Annotated in this window: 18 protein-coding genes and 1 tRNA gene; 15 read left to right on the plus strand and 4 right to left on the minus strand. The window is 70.6% G+C overall.

The genetic code is table 11. The features are described 5' to 3' along the window. Nucleotides 1–4: 4 nt before the first annotated feature. The gene (locus ABS64_RS03950) at nucleotides 5–1,201 is read left to right on the plus strand and encodes an acyl-CoA dehydrogenase family protein (RefSeq protein ID WP_292681058.1); all 1,197 of its coding nucleotides are present in this window, start codon (nucleotides 5–7) and stop codon (nucleotides 1,199–1,201) included. Nucleotides 1,202–1,210: 9 nt separating this feature from the next. Next, on the plus strand, nucleotides 1,211–2,023 hold the full coding sequence (locus ABS64_RS03955) for a CoA ester lyase (RefSeq protein WP_036289289.1): 813 nt from the start codon (nucleotides 1,211–1,213) through the stop codon (nucleotides 2,021–2,023). A gap of 33 nt (nucleotides 2,024–2,056) precedes the next feature. Here the strand turns inward: ABS64_RS03955 and ABS64_RS03960 are convergent, their stop codons facing one another. Together ABS64_RS03960 and ABS64_RS03965 are read right to left on the minus strand one after the other, a co-directional pair. Next, nucleotides 2,057–2,665, minus strand: a complete 609-nt coding sequence (locus ABS64_RS03960) for a histidine phosphatase family protein (RefSeq protein ID WP_061681515.1) — start codon at nucleotides 2,663–2,665, stop codon at nucleotides 2,057–2,059. A gap of 30 nt (nucleotides 2,666–2,695) precedes the next feature. Next, nucleotides 2,696–3,571, minus strand: coding sequence for a Sir2 family NAD-dependent protein deacetylase (locus ABS64_RS03965; RefSeq protein WP_292681066.1), 876 nt, complete (start codon nucleotides 3,569–3,571; stop codon nucleotides 2,696–2,698). Between the two features lie 105 nt (nucleotides 3,572–3,676). Here ABS64_RS03965 and ABS64_RS03970 point away from each other — a divergent pair, with 105 nt between their 5' ends. Next, nucleotides 3,677–4,483: an RNA methyltransferase gene (locus ABS64_RS03970; protein ID WP_292681068.1), complete on the plus strand. Its 807-nt coding sequence runs from the start codon at nucleotides 3,677–3,679 to the stop codon at nucleotides 4,481–4,483. On the opposite strand, the gene ABS64_RS03975 is transcribed toward ABS64_RS03970, so the two are convergent. Further along, on the minus strand, nucleotides 4,480–5,352 hold the full coding sequence (locus ABS64_RS03975; protein WP_292681071.1) for an SGNH/GDSL hydrolase family protein: 873 nt from the start codon (nucleotides 5,350–5,352) through the stop codon (nucleotides 4,480–4,482). The genes ABS64_RS03970 and ABS64_RS03975 overlap by 4 nt on opposite strands. Nucleotides 5,353–5,447: 95 nt before the next feature. On the opposite strand from ABS64_RS03975, the gene ABS64_RS03980 reads away from it, so the two are divergent. The 6 genes from ABS64_RS03980 to ABS64_RS04005 all read left to right on the plus strand — a co-directional run bounded on the left by ABS64_RS03980 (nucleotide 5,448) and on the right by ABS64_RS04005 (nucleotide 11,344). After that, complete coding sequence (locus ABS64_RS03980; RefSeq protein ID WP_292681073.1) at nucleotides 5,448–7,286, plus strand: DEAD/DEAH box helicase; 1,839 nt, start codon at nucleotides 5,448–5,450, stop codon at nucleotides 7,284–7,286. A 31-nt stretch (nucleotides 7,287–7,317) separates the two neighbouring features. After that, complete coding sequence (locus ABS64_RS03985; RefSeq protein WP_036289305.1) at nucleotides 7,318–7,848, plus strand: hypothetical protein; 531 nt, start codon at nucleotides 7,318–7,320, stop codon at nucleotides 7,846–7,848. Nucleotides 7,849–7,859: 11 nt separating this feature from the next. After that, entirely contained in the window at nucleotides 7,860–8,948 is a 1,089-nt protein-coding gene (locus ABS64_RS03990; RefSeq protein WP_288120463.1) for a VIT1/CCC1 family protein, read from the plus strand. A gap of 73 nt (nucleotides 8,949–9,021) precedes the next feature. Next, nucleotides 9,022–9,106, plus strand: a tRNA-Leu gene (locus tag ABS64_RS03995). Nucleotides 9,107–9,204: 98 nt separating this feature from the next. Next, nucleotides 9,205–10,500, plus strand: coding sequence for a M20/M25/M40 family metallo-hydrolase (locus ABS64_RS04000; protein ID WP_288120465.1), 1,296 nt, complete (start codon nucleotides 9,205–9,207; stop codon nucleotides 10,498–10,500). Nucleotides 10,501–10,510: 10 nt separating this feature from the next. Next, nucleotides 10,511–11,344 carry an undecaprenyl-diphosphate phosphatase gene (locus ABS64_RS04005; protein ID WP_036287774.1) on the plus strand — a complete coding sequence of 278 codons (834 nt, stop codon included), beginning with the start codon at nucleotides 10,511–10,513 and terminating at the stop codon, nucleotides 11,342–11,344. Here the strand turns inward: ABS64_RS04005 and ABS64_RS04010 are convergent, their stop codons facing one another. Beyond that, nucleotides 11,345–12,211, minus strand: coding sequence for a PAC2 family protein (locus ABS64_RS04010; RefSeq protein WP_288120469.1), 867 nt, complete (start codon nucleotides 12,209–12,211; stop codon nucleotides 11,345–11,347). It abuts the gene before it with no gap. A gap of 113 nt (nucleotides 12,212–12,324) precedes the next feature. On the opposite strand from ABS64_RS04010, the gene ABS64_RS04015 reads away from it, so the two are divergent. The 6 genes from ABS64_RS04015 to ABS64_RS04040 are packed head-to-tail and all read left to right on the plus strand — an operon-like array spanning nucleotide 12,325 to nucleotide 17,333. Continuing rightward, nucleotides 12,325–13,011 (plus strand): HAD family phosphatase, encoded by a 687-nt coding sequence (locus ABS64_RS04015; protein WP_288120471.1) that lies wholly within the window; start codon nucleotides 12,325–12,327, stop codon nucleotides 13,009–13,011. Beyond that, a complete protein-coding gene (locus tag ABS64_RS04020; RefSeq protein WP_061683416.1) occupies nucleotides 13,008–14,054 on the plus strand; it encodes a tRNA (adenine-N1)-methyltransferase in 1,047 nt (348 codons plus the stop codon). Before ABS64_RS04015 ends, ABS64_RS04020 begins: the two co-directional genes overlap by 4 nt. A 4-nt stretch (nucleotides 14,055–14,058) precedes the next feature. Next, on the plus strand, nucleotides 14,059–15,009 hold the full coding sequence (locus ABS64_RS04025; RefSeq protein ID WP_036287765.1) for an FKBP-type peptidyl-prolyl cis-trans isomerase: 951 nt from the start codon (nucleotides 14,059–14,061) through the stop codon (nucleotides 15,007–15,009). Nucleotides 15,010–15,058: 49 nt separating this feature from the next. Next, on the plus strand, nucleotides 15,059–16,063 hold the full coding sequence (locus tag ABS64_RS04030; RefSeq protein WP_036287763.1) for a WYL domain-containing protein: 1,005 nt from the start codon (nucleotides 15,059–15,061) through the stop codon (nucleotides 16,061–16,063). Further along, nucleotides 16,060–17,028, plus strand: coding sequence for a WYL domain-containing protein (locus tag ABS64_RS04035; protein ID WP_016465288.1), 969 nt, complete (start codon nucleotides 16,060–16,062; stop codon nucleotides 17,026–17,028). Before ABS64_RS04030 ends, ABS64_RS04035 begins: the two co-directional genes overlap by 4 nt. A gap of 59 nt (nucleotides 17,029–17,087) precedes the next feature. After that, nucleotides 17,088–17,333 (plus strand): twin-arginine translocase TatA/TatE family subunit, encoded by a 246-nt coding sequence (locus ABS64_RS04040; RefSeq protein WP_036287757.1) that lies wholly within the window; start codon nucleotides 17,088–17,090, stop codon nucleotides 17,331–17,333. Nucleotides 17,334–17,382 lie beyond the last annotated feature (49 nt).

A 17,382-nucleotide genomic window follows, 5' to 3' on the forward strand; every position in this document is an offset into this window, starting at 1 on the left:
TGGCATGGCGATCCTCGACCCCCACGACTACGGATTGAGCGACGAAGAGCGGGAGTTGGCCGCCATGATCCGCGCCTTCGCCGACGAGCGGGTCGCCCCGCAGGCCTACGAAGCCGACCGCACCAAGACCCTGCCGCTGGACATCGTCGCCGAGATGGGGGAGATGGGGCTGTTCGGGATCCCCTTCCCCGAAGACGTCGGCGGGCAGGGCGGCGACGGCGTCGCGCTCGGACTCGCGATCGAGGCGCTGGCCCGCGTCGACCAGTCGATCGCGATCACGCTCGAGGCGGCGGTCAGCCTCGGCGCGATGCCCGTGTTCCGCTTCGGCACCGACGCGCAGCGGGGCGCACTTCTTCCCGACCTGCTGGCCGGGCGTGCGCTCGCCGGATTCGGTCTCACCGAACCCGAAGCGGGATCGGATGCCGGCGCGACCCGCACCACCGCTCGTCTCGAGGCCGGCGAGTGGGTCATCGATGGAGCCAAGCAGTTCATCACGAACTCCGGCACGGCCATCACGCGCTTCGTCACCGTCACGGCGGTGACCGGCGACAGCGGCGCTCGGAAAGAGATCTCCACGATCATCGTGCCCTCCGGAACCCCCGGCTTCACGGTGGGCCCGGCGTACGACAAGGTGGGGTGGCACGCGTCCGACACCCATCCGCTGAGCTTCTCGGGCGCCCGTGTCCCGGCCGAGAACCTGCTCGGCGAGCGCGGCCGCGGCTTCGCCAACTTCCTCAGCATCCTCGACGAGGGCCGCATCGCGATCGCCGCTCTGGCCACCGGTGCGGCGGAGGGCTGTCTGGAGGCGGCCCTGGACTACGCCGGCAGTCGCATCGTGTTCGCCGAGCCGCTGGGCTCACGCCAGTCGATCCAGTTCCTGCTGGCACGGATGCAGCAGCGCGTGCACGTGTCGCGGCTGGCCTGGCTCCACGCGGCGCGCCTGCGCGACGCGGGGCGTGCGTTCGGCACCGCCGCCGCACTGGCCAAGCTCACGGCGGGCGAGGCGGCGATGGACAACGCGAGGGATGCGACGCAGATCTTCGGTGGCAACGGCTTCATGAACGAGTACCCCGTCGCGCGCCACTACCGCGATGCGAAGATCCTCGAGATCGGCGAGGGGACCACCGAGGTGCAGCTCCTCCTGATCGCTCGTGCCCTCGGACTGACCAGCCTCGGATCGGGCGCGCGACCGGCCCGGTAGCGTGAACGCATGACCGCCGACTTCACCCTCGGACCCGCTCTGCTGTTCTGCCCGGCTGATCGTCCGGAACGCTTCGAGAAGGCCCTCGATCGCGCCGATGGCGTCATCCTCGACCTCGAAGACGCTGTCGCACCCGCCGACAAGGTGGCGGCGAGGGTCGCGCTGATCGACTCACAGCTCGACCCCGAGCGCGTCATCGTCCGAGTGAATGCCCTCGGGTCCGCCGAGATCGTCTCCGACCTCGCCTCGCTCTCGCAGACCGATTACCGCCGCGTGATGGTCGCCAAGGCGGAATCGGCGACGGCGATCTCCCGCATCGACCCGCGGTTCGACGTCATCGCGCTGTGCGAGACCGCTCGCGGCATCGTCGCGGCCGAGAAGATCGCCGCTCAGGACAACGTCGTCGCCCTCATGTGGGGCGCGGAGGACCTCGTCGCTTCGCTCGGAGGGACATCCAGTCGCACGCCGAAGGGGCGCTACCGCGATGTCGCACGTGCCGCCCGTTCGCGTCTTCTGCTGGCGGCGGGAGCGGCGGGTATCGCGGCGATCGACGCGGTGCACCTCGACATCGCCGACGAGAAGGGGCTGGCGAAGGAGGCGCGGGATGCCGCCGCGAGCGGCTTTCGGGCCACCGCGTGCATTCATCCGGCGCAGGTCCCGACGATCCGGGCCGCCTACCGGCCCGACCCCGATACGCTCACCTGGGCCCGCGACGTGCTGGATGCCGCCGTCGGCGAGCGTGGCGCCTTCGCGTTCCGTGGTCGGATGATCGACGAACCGGTGCTGCGTCACGCCCGCACCCTCCTCGCCCGCGGAATGTGATGCCGCGGCATCCACGGAGCGATCGCGCGCAGGTCAGGTCATCGGGATCGCGGCGTAGGACTGCACGCTGAGACGGTCGCGCTCCACGAGGAAGCGATGCGTGGACGCGTTGGCCAGACGCTCGCCCTCGAGCGGGAACGCACCGGCAGACGCGTGCCGGATGACCTCGCGGATGAGGGCGCCGTGGGAGACGACGACCACGGTGGGCGCCTGCGGTGCGGCGTCGCGGCGGGCGTCCCGGACGGCGCGCTGGAGACCCGCGAGCGCGCGGCGGCGCACCTGCGGCCAGGTCTCCGCCTCCGGCACCTCTGCCTCGGCCCACGATCCCCACCGGTCGCGGAACTCCTCGACGCTCGCGCCCTCGGCGATGCCGTACGAACGTTCGCGCAGCTGCCGGTAGGTTCGCGGCGCCGGCACTGCCAGAGTGGCGGCGATGATCCGAGCGGTCTCGACGGCGCGCGACAGGTCGCTCGAGGCGACGACCACGGGCCCGACCGCCGAGAGCTCCTGCTGAAGTCGCTCGGCGACCTCTCGCGCCTGAGCGCGGCCGGTGTCGTTGAGGGGGATGTCGGTGGAGCCCTGGATGCGTCTCGTCGCGTTCCAGTCGGTCTCGCCGTGGCGCACGAGGATGAGGGTCGTCACGCTTCGAGCCTAGGCGAGGTCGGCGTGGGTTCAGCGCGCCGCCGGCAGCGCGCGGGCGAACGCGCGCAGCACCTCGGTCGTGCCCGCGTCGATCTTGACCGTCGCCCGCGCATCGCCGCGGGTCTGGCCGCGGTTGACGATCACGACCGGGAGCTTGCGACGTCGGGCGCGCTCGAGCAGTCGGATGCCGGAGTTGACGACGAGAGACGAGCCGGCGATGACGAGGGCCTCGCTGGTCTGTACCAGCTGCTCGGCCTCGGTGAACTTGGCGACGGGGATGTACTCGCCGAAGAAGACGACGTCGGGCTTGAGCATCCCGTGGCACACGCTGCAATCCGGCACGACTAAGCCGTCGCTCGAGGAGGGGAGGACGTCGCCGTCGGGGCCGAGCTCGACGGCATCCGGCACCGTGATCCAGGGGTTGTCCGCCTCGACGCGCGCCGCCAGGTCGCGGCGATCGAACACCTGCCCGCAGTGCGTGCAGAGCACGCGGCGCATCGTGCCGTGCAGTTCGACGACACGGCGGCTGCCCGCGCGCACGTGCAGGCCGTCCACGTTCTGGGTGATGACCCCGCTCGCGATACCGCGGCTCTCCAGCTCGGCGAGGGCGAGATGGCCGTCGTTCGGCTGCGCGGCGGCGAAAGCGCGCCATCCCAGGTGGCTGCCGACCCAGTACCGTCGGCGAGAGGACGCACTGGAGAGGAACTGCTGCGCCGTCATCGGGGTGCGTGTGGGAGCGCCCTTGCCGCGGTAGTCGGGAATGCCGGAGTCCGTCGACACACCCGCGCCGGTGAGCACCGCGATGCGCCGACCCGAGAGGGCATCCACAGCGCGTTCGACGGCATCCGCGGTCTCCGGATCGAGGTGCGGTACGGCCTCGTGCGAGTGATCCAGCAGCGTCGACATGGCGTCCTCCCTCCATCGATCCCACCTCGAGACTACGCGCCCCGCTTTTCGCGGAGGTTACGCCGTGGCCCGCTGCACCCGCGCGCGGCGTGACAGCATGGACGGATGCCTGTCGTGCGCATCGACGATCCGACCGATGACCGTCTCGCGGACTACCGCGACCTGACCGACGTCGCCCTGCGGCGTGTGCTGGAGCCCGCGGGCGGTCTGTACATCGCCGAGTCGTCGAAGGTGATCGCCCGCGCCGTCGCCGCGGGCCACCGGCCACGATCCCTGCTGGTGCAGCAGAAGTGGCTGGACGATACGGCGCACCTCGCCGGTGACGCCCCCGTCTACCTGGTCGACGACGACGTGGCCGAGCGACTCACCGGCTACGCCGTGCACCGCGGAGCACTCGCGGCGATGCACCGGCCGTCTCTGCCGCCCGTCGAGGAGGTCGTCGCCGGTGCGCGCCTGGTTCTCGTCCTGGAGGACATCGTCGACCACACCAATGTCGGCGCGGCGTTCCGCGCCGCCGCCGGGCTCGGCGCCGACGCCGTGCTGGTCACGCAGCGCTGCGCCGACCCGCTCTACCGTCGGAGCGTTCGCGTCAGCATGGGGACGGTGTTCCAGGTGCCGTGGACCCGTCTGCCCGACGAGGCGGACGGGGGCTGGAGCGCGGGCCGCGACCTGCTGCACGATGCCGGGCTCCACCTGGCCGCCCTCGCGCTCGCCGACGATGCGGTCGCCCTCGACGCGTTCGCCGCCGCTCGTCCGCCGCAGGTCGCGCTGCTCATGGGCGCCGAAGGCGACGGGCTCTCGCGGCGCGCACTGGCCGCGGCCGACACGGTCGTCACGATCCCGATGACCGGCGGCGTCGACTCCCTCAACGTCGCGGCGGCCGCGGCCGTGGCGCTCTGGGCCCTGCGCTAAGCCTGCCGACCGGGGCCCGCGGTGCGGTCGCGGGCCGGAGCCTCGACGGTGACCGGCAGCGGCTCGGGGCGCTTCGCGGTGATGTTGTCGCCCGAGGACTGATGGCGAAGGCGACGCAGCACCCAGGGAACGAAGTGCGTGCGCGCCCAGACGAGGTCGTTGGTGCGCGCCTCGCGCCAGGTGAGCTGCGGCAGGGGGTCGGGCTGCATCGGCTGCAGATCGTTCGGCACGTTGAGCGCACGCAGCACCATGCGGGCGATCTCGTGATGGCCGAGCGCGTTGTAGTGCAGGCGATCGTCGTCGAAGAATCGCATGTCCTGCACCTCCTTCAGCGCCCACTGGTCAGCCACGATGCAGTCGTAGCGGTCGGCGATCGCCCGGATATTCTCGTTGTAGATGGCGACGCGCCCGCGGATGCCGCGGAACACCGGCGTGAACTCGGTGTCCACACCGGTGAAGACGAGAAGCGTCGCCCCCTGGGAGCTCAGGCGCGCGACCGCGTCCTCGAACTGCTGCGCCACGGCGTCGGGATCGCCGTTGGGACGCAGCACGTCGTTCCCGCCGGCGGAGAACGTGATGAGGTCGGGGTTCAGGGCGAGGGCGGGCTCCACCTGGTCGGCCATGATCTGCGTGATCAGCTTTCCGCGGACCGCGAGGTTGGCGTAGGCGAAGTCGTCGACCTGGGCGGCGAGCACCTCGGCGACGCGGTCGGCCCATCCGCGGTGACCGTCGGCGGTGCCGGGGATGGGATCGCCGATGCCTTCGGTGAAGGAGTCGCCGATCGACACCATGCGACGCCAGGGGTGCGCACTCTCGTTGGGAATGTAAGGCGAACGGTGCTCGTCGGGGGTTGCTTCGTTCCTGCGCATGGCTCTCCTGACTCGTGGTCTTCTTCGAGGCTACCGGGGAGCGGCCTTCCCACCGAGAGCCGCCGTGGGGGAGGCGTCGTTTAGGGTGGTCAGTCGTGGATGGGACGGACGAGCGAGGACAGGAGCACTTCGGCAGCTTCGCCGCCGAACACCTTTCGCCCGCCTTCCCGCAGCGCGCCCCCTGGGGAACGGCGCAGAATCTCCGCGCGTGGCAGGCCGAAGCGCTCGAGGCGTACTTCTCCGCCGACGGACCAGACGGCGTGGGTTCCGGCCCACGCGACTTCCTCGCCGCCGCGACCCCGGGCGCCGGCAAGACGACCTTCGCGCTGCGTCTGGCGAGTGAACTGCTGCGCCGCGGCATGGTGGACCGCCTCGTCGTGGTCGCGCCCACCGAGCACCTGAAGACCCAGTGGGCAGATGCGGCAGCTCGTGTCGGCATCCGACTCGACCCGCGGTTCACCAACCGTCAGAGCGCGCCGGCTCGTCACTTCCACGGCGTCGCCGTCACCTACGCTCAGGTCGCCGTGAAGGCGTCGGTGCATCAACGTCTGACGATGGACGCGCGCACGCTCGTGATCCTCGACGAGGTGCACCACGGCGGTGACGCGCTCAGCTGGGGCGATGCGCTGCGCGAGGCATACGGTCGCGCGACGCGCCGCCTCCTGCTGTCGGGCACACCGTTTCGCAGCGACACGGCACCGATCCCGTTCGTCGAGTACCACCCGAACGAGAAGGGCATCCGCCTTTCGCGCACCGATTACAACTACGGCTACGGGCGCGCGCTCGCCGACGGGGTCGTGCGCCCGGTGCTCTTCCTCGTCTACGCCGGCAAGATGCGCTGGCGCACGAAAGCCGGCGACGAACTCGAAGCGCATCTCGGGCAGGACAACACGAAGGACGTCACCGCCCAAGCCTGGCGCACGGCGCTCGATCCGGAGGGCGACTGGATCCCCGCCGTGCTCCGCAGCGCCGACCGCCGTCTCACCGAGGTGCGTCAGGACGTCCCGGATGCCGGGGGCCTGGTCATCGCGACGGATCAGACGGCGGCACGCGCCTACGCGGCGATTCTCCGCGAGATCACGGGCGAAGCGCCGACGGTCGTCCTGTCCGACGACAAGGCCGCCTCCGGCCGCATCGAGACGTTCGGAAATGCGACGACCCGTTGGATGGTCGCCGTGCGCATGGTGTCCGAAGGCGTCGACGTCCCCCGCCTCGCGGTCGGTGTCTATGCCACGAGCGCGTCGACGCCGCTGTTCTTCGCGCAGGCGATCGGCCGCTTCGTGCGGGCGCGGCGTCGGGGCGAGTCGGCATCCGTCTTCCTTCCCAACGTGCCGGTGCTGCTCACGCTGGCGGGGGAGATGGAGCGTGAGCGCGACCACGCCCTCGACCGCGAGGGCGGCGACGACGACGGGCTCGAAGACACCTTGCTCGCCGAGGCGGAACGAGAGGACAAGGCCTCCGACGACCTCGAGCAGGAGTTCTCCTATCAGGCGCTCGGTTCGGTCGCCCACTTCGACCGTGTGCTCTACGACGGCAAGGAGTTCGGTCAGCTGGCGGTGCCGGGAACGCCCGAGGAGGAGGAGTTCCTGGGCCTTCCGGGACTGCTCGAGCCCGAGCACGTCCACGAACTGCTCATGCAGCGCCAGTCCCGCCAGAGCCGGCACCGCCGCGCCCGCGAGGCGAAGGAGGGTGCGGCGGTCACCGAGGCACCGGATGCCGAGTCGACACTGCCGCCGGCGCTGCACCGCACGCTGCGCGAACAGCGTCAGCTGCTCAACAGCCTCGTCGGTCTCTACGCGCGCCAGAGCGGAGAGCCGCACGGAGCCGTCCACGCGGAACTCCGTCGGATCTGCGGGGGACCCGAGGTCGCGCGAGCGACGGTGGCACAACTGCAAGCGCGGATCGAGGTGCTGCGCTCGCGCGTGCGCTCCTGATCGAGCCTCGGCGACGGCTACACTCGCGCGCATGTCGCGGGAGTACGCCTTCACTTCGCACTGGCTCGTGCCGGTGTCCGCCGAGGAGTGCTGGCGCCTGTGCGAGCGGAGTCTGACGACGGGCGTCGTCGCGTGGTGGCCGGCCGTCCGCGTCGAGCCCCAGCCCCACCCGCCCACGCCCGGCGACGTCGTGCGGCTGCAGGTGCGCAGCCCGTGGGGGTATCGTCTGCGGGTCGCGCTCACGATCACCGCCGCTACGCCGCCCCGACTGTTGGCGGCCGCGAGCACGGGCGACCTGGCCGGTCGGGGGAGTCTCCGGCTCACGCCCGAAGGCGGCGCCGCCGGTGCGCGGACGGGGCTCACGTGGGTGTGGGAGGTGGCCCTCGTCCGCCGGTGGATGCGGGTGGCGAGCCCCGTTCTGCGGCCCGCGTTCGCTGCCGCGCACGCGATCGTGATGCGCCGCGGCGAGCGCGGACTCCTGGCCGAGATCGCGCGGGGTTCGGACGTCCGAAATGCTGGCAATCCCGGCGATCGGGAGTCACCCGGCACCACGCGCGGCTAGCGTGAACTCCCGTGACCGCGCAGCCCGTTCCCACGCCTCGTGACCGCCGCCGTTGGGCGCGCTACCTCGCCGACGAACGCGCGGAAGCGCAGGTGTACCGCGACCTCGCGCAGCGCCGGGAAGGCGAGGAGCGCGAGATCCTGCTGGCCCTGGCCGACGCCGAGGGGCGCCACGAGGCGCACTGGCTCGAACTGCTCGGCGGCGAACCGTCGCGCCTGCCCTCTCCGGGCCTCGGCTCCCTCCTGCTGGGATGGATGGCTCGGCGGTTCGGCTCCATCTTCGTGCTCGCTCTGGCCCAGAACGCGGAAGGGCGCTCGCCGTACGAGAGCGAGCCGTTCGCGACGGCACGCATGGTCGCTGACGAGAAGATCCATCGTGAGGTCGTGCGAGGTCTGGCCGCGCGCGGGCGGCGGCGATTGTCTGGCACGTTCCGCGCCGCGGTGTTCGGCGCCAACGACGGCCTCGTCTCCAACCTCGCTCTCGTGATGGGCATCGGCGCCACCGGCGTGGGGGCGCAGTTCGTGCTGTTCAGCGGCGTCGCCGGCCTTCTCGCCGGCGCCCTGTCCATGGGGGCGGGGGAGTACGTGTCGGTGCGCTCACAGCGGGAACTGCTGGATGCCACGGAGCCGAGTGACTACGCCGACCATGTGCTGCCGGACCTCGACCTCGATGCCAACGAGCTCGCTCTGGTCTACCGTGCGCGGGGTGTCGGTGAACGCGACGCCGAGAAGCGTGCGCGCCAGATCGTCGAGGCCGCGCAGGCCGCCGACCGCAGTGAGCCGTACCGCTTGCACCGCGCCGCCGGAGCCGATCACGAAGTGGTCGGCAGTGCTCTGGGCGCCGCCGGGTCGAGCTTCCTCTTCTTCGCGTCCGGCGCGATCATCCCGGTGCTGCCCTGGATCTTCGGGCTCAGCGGGCTCCCCGCCGTCGTCCTGGCCCTCGTGCTCGTCGGGACGGCGCTGCTGGGCACGGGAGCGATGGTGGGCCTGCTGTCGGGTGCGCCGCCGCTGCGGCGAGGGCTGCGGCAGCTGGCGATCGGTTTCGGGGCGGCGGCGGTGACGTACGTGCTCGGTCTGCTCTTCGGTGTCTCGGCGGGATGAGCCCGGCCCCGATTCCGCGTCTGGCTCGGAATCTGGTACTGTCGATCTTCGGTTGCGAAACCGAAAACCACCTGCGCGGGTGGCGGAATAGGTAGACGCGCTAGCTTGAGGTGCTAGTGCCCGTATAGGGCGTGGGGGTTCAAGTCCCCCCTCGCGCACAGAAGGAGAAAGGTCCCGTCAGGGGCCTTTTTCTTTTGTCTCCAGAGACGTGTCCTCCGCTCTCGGATCGTGGCATCGGGAGCGCTAGCGTGGAGGCATGCCCTCCTCCGAACTCCCCGAGGTCGCCCGCGTCGCGCGTGACCTGATCCGTTTCGACACCACCAACTTCGGCGAGGGGCGCGCGCACGGGGAGCGAGAGGCCGCCGAGTACGTGGGCGCCTACCTGGAGGCGCTCGGCCTGCGTCCCGAGTACTACGAGCCCATCCCGCGCCGCACCAACCTCAGCGTGCGGGTGCCGGGACGCAATCGCGACAAGCCCGCCCTCGTCCTGCACGGCCACCTCGACGTGGTCCCCGCCGTCGCTGACGACTGGAGCGTCGACCCGTTCGGCGGCGTGATCAGGGACGGAATGCTGTGGGGGCGCGGTGCCGTCGACATGAAGGACATGGACGCGATGATCCTCACCTCTGTCGCCGAGCTCCTGAGAGCGGGGGAGCAGTCGGAGCGCGATCTGATCCTCACGTTCTTCGCCGACGAGGAGAACGGCGGGGTGGAGGGCTCGCAGCTGGTCGTGCGGGATCGGCCGCACTGGTTCGACGGCGCCACGGAGGCCATCAGCGAGGTCGGCGGCTACTCGATCCCGGTGGGCGAGCAGCGCGCCTATCTGCTGCAGGTGGGGGAGAAGGCCCTCGTGTGGCTTCGGCTGCGCGCTCGCGGCACCGCCGGCCACGGCAGCCGCTTCCACCCGGACAACGCCGTGACGCGGCTGGCCGAGGCCGTCGCCGCCCTCGGCCGGTCGGTCTGGCCGCTCGAGCTCACCGCCACCACGCGCCAGACCGTCGACGGTCTCGCGGCCCTGTGCGGCGTCGACCCCGCCGATCCGGATGCCGTGGCAGACGCGACCGGCGCGGCATCCGGTTTCCTGCGTTCCACCTTCCGCACGACGACCAACCCCACGGGTCTCGTCGCGGGGTACAAGCACAACGTCATCCCGGATGCCGCGGTCGCGACGATCGACGTGCGCACGCTCCCGGGGCAGGAGGAGCGGGTGCTCGCGGAGATCCAGCGCATCGTGGGCGACGACATCGAGGTCGAGATCTCGCATCGCGACATCGGGCTCGAGGTGCCCTTTCATGGAGAGCTCGTGGAGGCGATGGTCGGGGCGCTCGAGCGGCACGATCCGGGGGTTCCGGTGCTGCCCTACCTGATGGGCGGCGGCACCGACAACAAGGCCCTCGCCGAGCTCGGCATCGCCGGATACGGGTTCGCGCCGCTGCGGCTTCCCACGGATCTCGATTTCACCGGTATGTTCCACGGTGTGGACGAACGCGTCCCCATCGACGCGTTGGTCTTCGGGCAGCGCGTGCTCACCGATCTGATCCGCACGTACTGAAAGGGCCCCCATGCACCTGTTCGAGGCGATCATCCTGGGCCTGGTCCAGGGACTCACCGAGTTCCTCCCCGTCTCCTCCAGTGCCCACCTGCGCATCATGGGCGAGTTCCTCCCGTCCGCCGAAGACCCCGGCGCGACCTTCACCGCCATCACCCAGATCGGCACCGAGCTCGCGGTGCTCGTCTACTTCTGGGGCAAGATCGTGCGGATCATCTCCCAGTGGGCGAAGTCGCTGACCGGCCGCGTGCCGCGCAACGACCCCGACGCCCGCATGGGGTGGATCGTCATCATCGGCACGATCCCGATCGGCATCGCCGGATACCTGTTCCAGGAGTCCATCCGCAACACGTTCCGCAACCTCTGGCTGGTCGCGATCGTGCTCATCGTCTTCGGTCTCCTGCTCGGCGCCGCCGACGCGTTGGGGCGCCGCACCCGCACCGAGAAGGACCTGACCTACGGGCACGGCCTCGCTCTGGGCCTGGCCCAGATGCTCGCCCTCGTCCCGGGTGTCTCGCGCTCCGGTGCGACGACGACGATGGGCCTGGCCCTGGGCTACACCCGTCCGGCCGCGGCGGAGGTCGCGTTCCTGCTTGCGGTGCCGGCCGTGTTCGGCAGCGGCCTCTACGAGCTGGTGCAGGCCATCAAAGACCCGGGCGACCAGGTGTACAACATGTTCGAGACGGGCGTCGCCACGGTCGTCGCGTTCGGCGTGGGCCTCGCGGTGATCGCGTTCCTGATGCGCTACCTCAAGCGCGGCAGCTTCCTGCCGTTCGTGCTCTACCGGCTTGCGCTCGGCATCCTGTTGATCATCCTGCTCAGCTTCGGCGTCCTGCAGGCGTACTGATCAGGAGCGGCGAGGGTCGGGCGGACCAGGTTTGCCGGGACCCTCGCCGCCCCGGCGCAGGTACCGCTCGAACTCCTGCGCGATGGCGTCGCCGGACGCCTCGGGCGAGTCCCAGGTGTCGCGCGTCTGCTCCAGCTGGTGGATGTACTCGGTCATCTCCTCGTCGTCGGCCGCGGCCGCGTCGATCGATGCCTCCCAGGCCAGTGCCTGAGCGGGGAGCTCCCCGCGCGCCACGACCGCGCCCGTCAGATCGGTGACGCGGTCCAGCAGCGCGACCGTGGCCTTCGGTGACGGGGTATGGCCGGCGACGTAATGCGGAACGTTCGCCCACAGCGCCGCCGTCGGGATGCCGGCCGCCTCGGCAGCCGCAGTGAGCACGCTGAGGATGCCCGCCGGGCCCTCGTAGGTGGGCTTCTCGAGGCCGAGCGCGCCGCGGAGGGTGTCGTTCTCGCTGCCGGCGAACACCGAGATCGGTCGCGTATGCGGAACGTCGGACATCATCGAGCCCAGCGCGACGATGCCGGTGATGCCCTCCGTGAGCGCGGCGTCCACGAGCTCGGCGGCGAACGACTGCCAGGCGCGCGCGGGCTCGACCCCGGACAGCACCCACAGGCGTGTGCCGTCGGCGGGATGGAGCGGTCGCCACAGTGTGGCGTCCGGCCAGGTGAGCGTGCGCGAGCCGTCGGCGTCGAGAGTGATCTGTGGGCGGGTGTACTGGTAGTCGAAGTACAGCTCCGGGTCGACGGCGAAGACCTCCCGGTACGCGCCGGACTCGCGGATGTGCGCCGCGGCGGCGGAGGCGGCCTCACCCGCATCATTCCAGCCGTCGAAGGCCACGATCAGCACGCGGTTACCCAGTTCGTCCACTCCGCCCCTCTCGCACGGTCCATCGATTCCTCCACGATACGCGCCGACGCCGTCGCGAGGGCGGCCGTCACGCGCGCGACAGCGGCGCCGAGGGGCGTCGGTAGCATGGACCGATGAGCTCCGCCCTCCCCGCCGCCGTTCTCTGGGACATGGACGGCACCCTCGTGGACACCGAGCCCTACTGGATGGAGGCCGAGACGGCCCTCGTCGAGAGCTTCGGCGGCACCTGGACGCACGAACAGGCCCTGACTCTGGTGGGTCAGGGACTCGAGACCTCCGGGGCGATCCTTCAGGAGGCCGGCGTGCGGATGTCCGTCGCCGACATCATCGCCCACCTCACCGCAGAGGTGACGCGCCTGCTTTCGGAGCGGGGGAACCCTCTGCGTCCCGGGGCGCACGAGCTGCTGACCGCGCTGCGCGGCGCCGGCATCCGCTGTGCGCTGGTGACGATGTCGATGCGGCGGATGGCATCACAGGTCGTCGCGCCCTTTCCCGAGCTGTTCGAGATCATCGTCGCGGGCGATGACGTCACGCGTCCCAAGCCGTTCCCGGACGCATATCTGCATGCGTGCCGTGCCCTCGGCATCGACCCCGCCGACGCCGTCGCGATCGAGGACTCGCCGACGGGCGTGCGCGCCGCCGTCGCCGCGGGCGTCACGACGATCGGGGTGCCGCTGATGGTCTCGCTCGTCGGGACGGGCGCCCACACCGTGTGGCCGACACTCGCAGGCCGTACGCCCGAGGACATCGCCGCGGTCCACGCGGCGCACCGGACCCACCGCACAGGAGAGCACGCGTGACCACCCCGACATCCCTCGTCGACCTGCGCCCGAGCGGCCCGTTCCGCCTGGGCGACCGCGTGCAGCTGACCGGACCCAAGGGCCGCCTCCACACCGTCACCCTGCGGGAGGGCGGCGAGTTGCACACCCACCACGGCGTGCTCAAACACGAACAGCTGCTCGGTCAGCCCGACGGGTCGGTGGTGACCAACTCCGGTGGTCACGAGTACCTGGCACTGCGGCCGCTGCTTCGCGACTTCGTGATGTCGATGCCGCGCGGTGCTGCCATCGTGTACCCGAAGGATGCCGCGCAGATTCTGGCGTCCGCCGACATCTTCCCCGGCGCGACGGTGGTCGAGGCGGGTGTGGGCTCGGGCGCGCTGTCGATGTGGCTGCTGCGCACGATCGGTCCGGCGGGGCGCCTGATCTCCTTCGAGCGCCGTGACGAGTTCGCGGAGGTGGCTCGTGCCAACGTGGAGACCTTCTTCGGGCACACGCCCGGCAGCTGGGAAGTTGTCGTGGGTGATCTCGTGGAAGAGCTTCCCGGTGCGGTGGGCCCGGCATCCGTGGATCGCGTCGTTCTGGACATGCTGGCCCCGTGGGAGTGCATCGACGCGGTTGCCGACGCTCTCACGCCCGGGGGTGTGGTGCTCTGCTACATCGCCACCGCGACCCAACTCAGTCGTGTCGCGGAGTACATCCGCGCCACCGGTCTGTTCACCGAGCCCGAAGCGACCGAGACGATGGTGCGTGGATGGCACGTCGAGGGACTCGCGGTGCGACCGGATCATCGGATGGTCGCACACACGGGGTTTCTCATCACGGCGCGTCGCCTGGCACCGGGTGCGATGCCCCCGGACGTGCGCAAGCGCGCACTGAAGAAGCCCAGTTATGCCGATGAGGACGTCGAACTCTGGACGCCCGGGGCCGTCGGCGACCGTCAGATCACCGACAAGAACCTCCGCAAGCGCGTGCGCGAGGCACAGCGCGCAGCGGACGGCGCTCGGCAGGCGACGGCCGACGCCGTCACGGCCGGGCGCGGTGCACCGGACGACGTAGACTGATCCGGTGCGCCGGATCCCTGCTGCCCTCGCCGTCATCGGCCTGTCTGCTCTGACCCTCGTCGGATGCGCTTCGACGCCCGGATCGGCGGCCTCGTGCGACCGCCCCACCGACAGCTCGGGTGTGCTCAACACGGTGAGCGTCTCCGGGGCTGAGGGCGCCCCCAACGTGACCTTGAGCGCTCCGGTCTACGTCGATCACACGGTCGCCGTGGACGAGACCGTCGGCTCCGGCCTGCGGGTCACCTCCGACATGCAGGATGTGCAGTTCACCATCACGATCATGAGCGGGTCGACCGGTCAGAAGATCCTGACGTCGGGCACGCAGGTGACGCCGCTGTCGAAGTGGCGTGAGCAGTACGCCGGCTTCGCCGAGCTGATGACCTGCGCGACCGAGGGCTCCCGCATCCTCGGCGCCGTTCCGGCCAGCGCGCTGTCGGCCGAGGCCGCGCAGGGGTGGGGCCTCACCGGCGCAGACTCGATCGTCGTGGCGATCGACCTGCAGAAGGTCTACCTCGCCGCGGCGGACGGCACGCCCCAGTACAACGATCGACGGGGGATGCCCTCCGTCGTGCTGGCTCCCAACGGCACGCCGGGCATCATCATCCCGGACACCGCGCCGCCGTCCGACCTCGCCGTGGAGGTGCTGAAGAAGGGCGACGGCCCCGCCGTCGGAGACGGCGATCAGATCCGGATCAACTACACGGGCCTCACGTGGGCCGATCGTAAAGTGTTCGACTCGACGTGGGATAAGGGGGCATCGACGGCGGTCACGCTGGATGCCGTCGTGCCGGGCTTCGCGCAGGCTCTGAAGGGGCAGACGGTCGGGTCGCAGATCCTCGTGGTGATCCCGCCGTCCCTCGGCTATGGGGACAAGACCACCTCATCGATCCCCGCGGGCTCGACGCTCGTGTTCGTCATCGACGTGCTGGGCGTGGACACTCCCGCCGCCCCCTGACCCCGCGCGGCACCGCCGCCGCTCCACAGGCGGCGCCTAAGATTGACGGGTGCCCACCGAGACCAGCCGCAGCGCGCCCGAGGAGCGCCTCGTCAACCTGGTGGTCGCACTCATGGCGACGGAGCAGGGGCTGACGAAGGACACGATCCTCTCGTCGGTGGCCGGCTACCGCGAGCAGGGTTCCGCGGGGGCTTCCAAAGACGCGCTGGAGAAGATGTTCGAGCGCGACAAGGAGAATCTCCGCTCGCTCGGCATCCCCGTGGAGACCATCGGCGACTACGCCGACCCCGACGATCTCCGTGAGGCGCGGTACCGCATCCCCACCGCAGAATACGAGCTTCCCGCCGACATCGAGTTCACGCCGGCCGAGCTCGCCGTGCTGAACCTCGCCGGCGGTGTGTGGAGCGAGAGCTCGATGTCGGCCGATGCGCGCAGCGGCCTGCGCAAGATCCGGGCGTTGGGCATCGACGTCGACGCGCCGATCATCGGCTACTCGCCGCGCGTGAACCTGCGCGAGCCCGCCTTCGCGCCGATGCAGCGCGCGATCGAACAGGGCCGCGTCGTCGAGTTCTCCTATCTGAAGGCGGGAGAGGAGAGTGCGCGCGTGCGTCGCGTGCAGCCCTACGCGTTGATCGAGTACGAGGCGCGGTGGCACGTCTACGGGTTCGATCTGATTCAGGGTGACGTGCGCACGTTCCTGCTGTCGCGGATCGTGTCGGATGTCGCGATCACGCGGACGACGTTCGATCTCGCCCTGCGCGAGGGCGCCGGCGAGCGTGCGCTGACCGGACTGGCGGAGCTCGCCGCCCGTCAGCAGGCGCTGCTGGAGATCGCCCCGGGCACCGAGGCCGCTCTGCGACTCACGCGCCGGGCGACGCCCGCCGACCAGGGAATCCGCGTGCCCTACGTCGACGTCCACATCTTCGCCGACGAGCTGGCCTCGTACGGCCCGGAGGTGCGCGTGGTCGAACCGGGAGAACTGCGCGACCAGGTGATCGCGCGTTTGGAGCGCACGCTACGTGTGCACGGCACCGGCGCGGGGGAGCGATCATGAGTGCGCGGCGTAAGCCTCTTCTCGCCACCGATCGCGCTGCCCTGATCCTCCAGCTGGTGCCCTACCTGATCGGGAAGGGCGAGGTTTCGCTCACCGAGGCGGCAGAGGAGTTCGACGTCACGGTCGAGCAGATGCGGACCATGGTGGAGAAGCTGACCGTCATCGGGCTACCCGGCGACGGCGGCTTCTGGCAGATGGCGAACGATCTGTTCGACATCGATTGGGATCTTCTCGATCAGCAGGATCTCATCGTCATCACCAACACCGTCGGGCTCGAGCGCACCCCGCGTCTGACGGCACCGGAGGCGGCGGCCCTGCTCGCCGGACTCCGCGTCGCGGCATCGCTGCCCGGCGTCGGCGACAGCGGCGTGATCCAGGGGCTGCTCGCCAAGCTCGCGCGTGGCGCTTCGGGCGTGCCGGCCGATGTCATCGTCGCGTCCGGCGAGGTCGACGACGTCCGTCTGACGGTCGATCGCGCGCTGCGCGACGGCGTCGCCGTGGCCTTCACCTACCAAGCTCCGGATGCCGCGCCCACCACCCGCACGGTCGACCCGGTCAAGGTCCACCTCGCCGGTGGTCAGTGGTACCTGCAGGGGTGGTGCCACCTGCGTCAGGCGATGCGCACCTTCCATCTCGATCGCGTCTCCGATGTGCATCTCACCGACATCGTGAGCACCCACGGCGACGACAGCGTTCCCGCGTTGTTCGAGGGTGCCTCCCGCGACGTCGAAGTCGTCGTCCGCTATCGGGCATCGGCTGCGCCCCTGCTGGCCGACTACGTCGTGATCGACGACCCGGCCGATGCCGGCGCCGCGGTGCGCTCGGCACGGGTGCGCGTGGGGGATGCCCGCAGCCTGAAGCGTGTCGCGGCGAAGCTCGGCGGAGATCTGGAGATCGTCGGACCGGATGCCGCGCGTCACGCAGCCGCGGCGTGGGCCGAGGCGGGGCTCGCCCAGTACGCCTGAGCCCGGCGGCGGGACCGACAGGTAGACTGGGCGATATCCCCAGACCCGAGGAGACCCTCATGCTCGGAGGCTTGACCGGCTGGCACCTGCTGGCCCTTGTCGTCATCATCCTGCTCCTGTTCGGAGCGGCGAAGCTCCCTGCGCTGGCCAAGAGCGTCGGTCAGTCCGCGCGCGTCTTCAAGGGCGAGATGAAGGCGATGAAGGAAGACGACGCCGCCGCGGCGCCGCCCGCACCGCCGGTGACCGGAAGCGCAGCCGGGACGGCCGCCTCGAGCGCCGAGCCCGGACCCGACGCCAAGCCCTGACGTCGGTGGCCACGGTCGAGTCCGCTCGTCTCGGCGAGGACGACGCGCC

This window comes from Microbacterium sp. SCN 69-37 (genome assembly GCF_001724435.1).
Lineage (GTDB): Bacteria > Actinomycetota > Actinomycetes > Actinomycetales > Microbacteriaceae > Microbacterium > Microbacterium laevaniformans.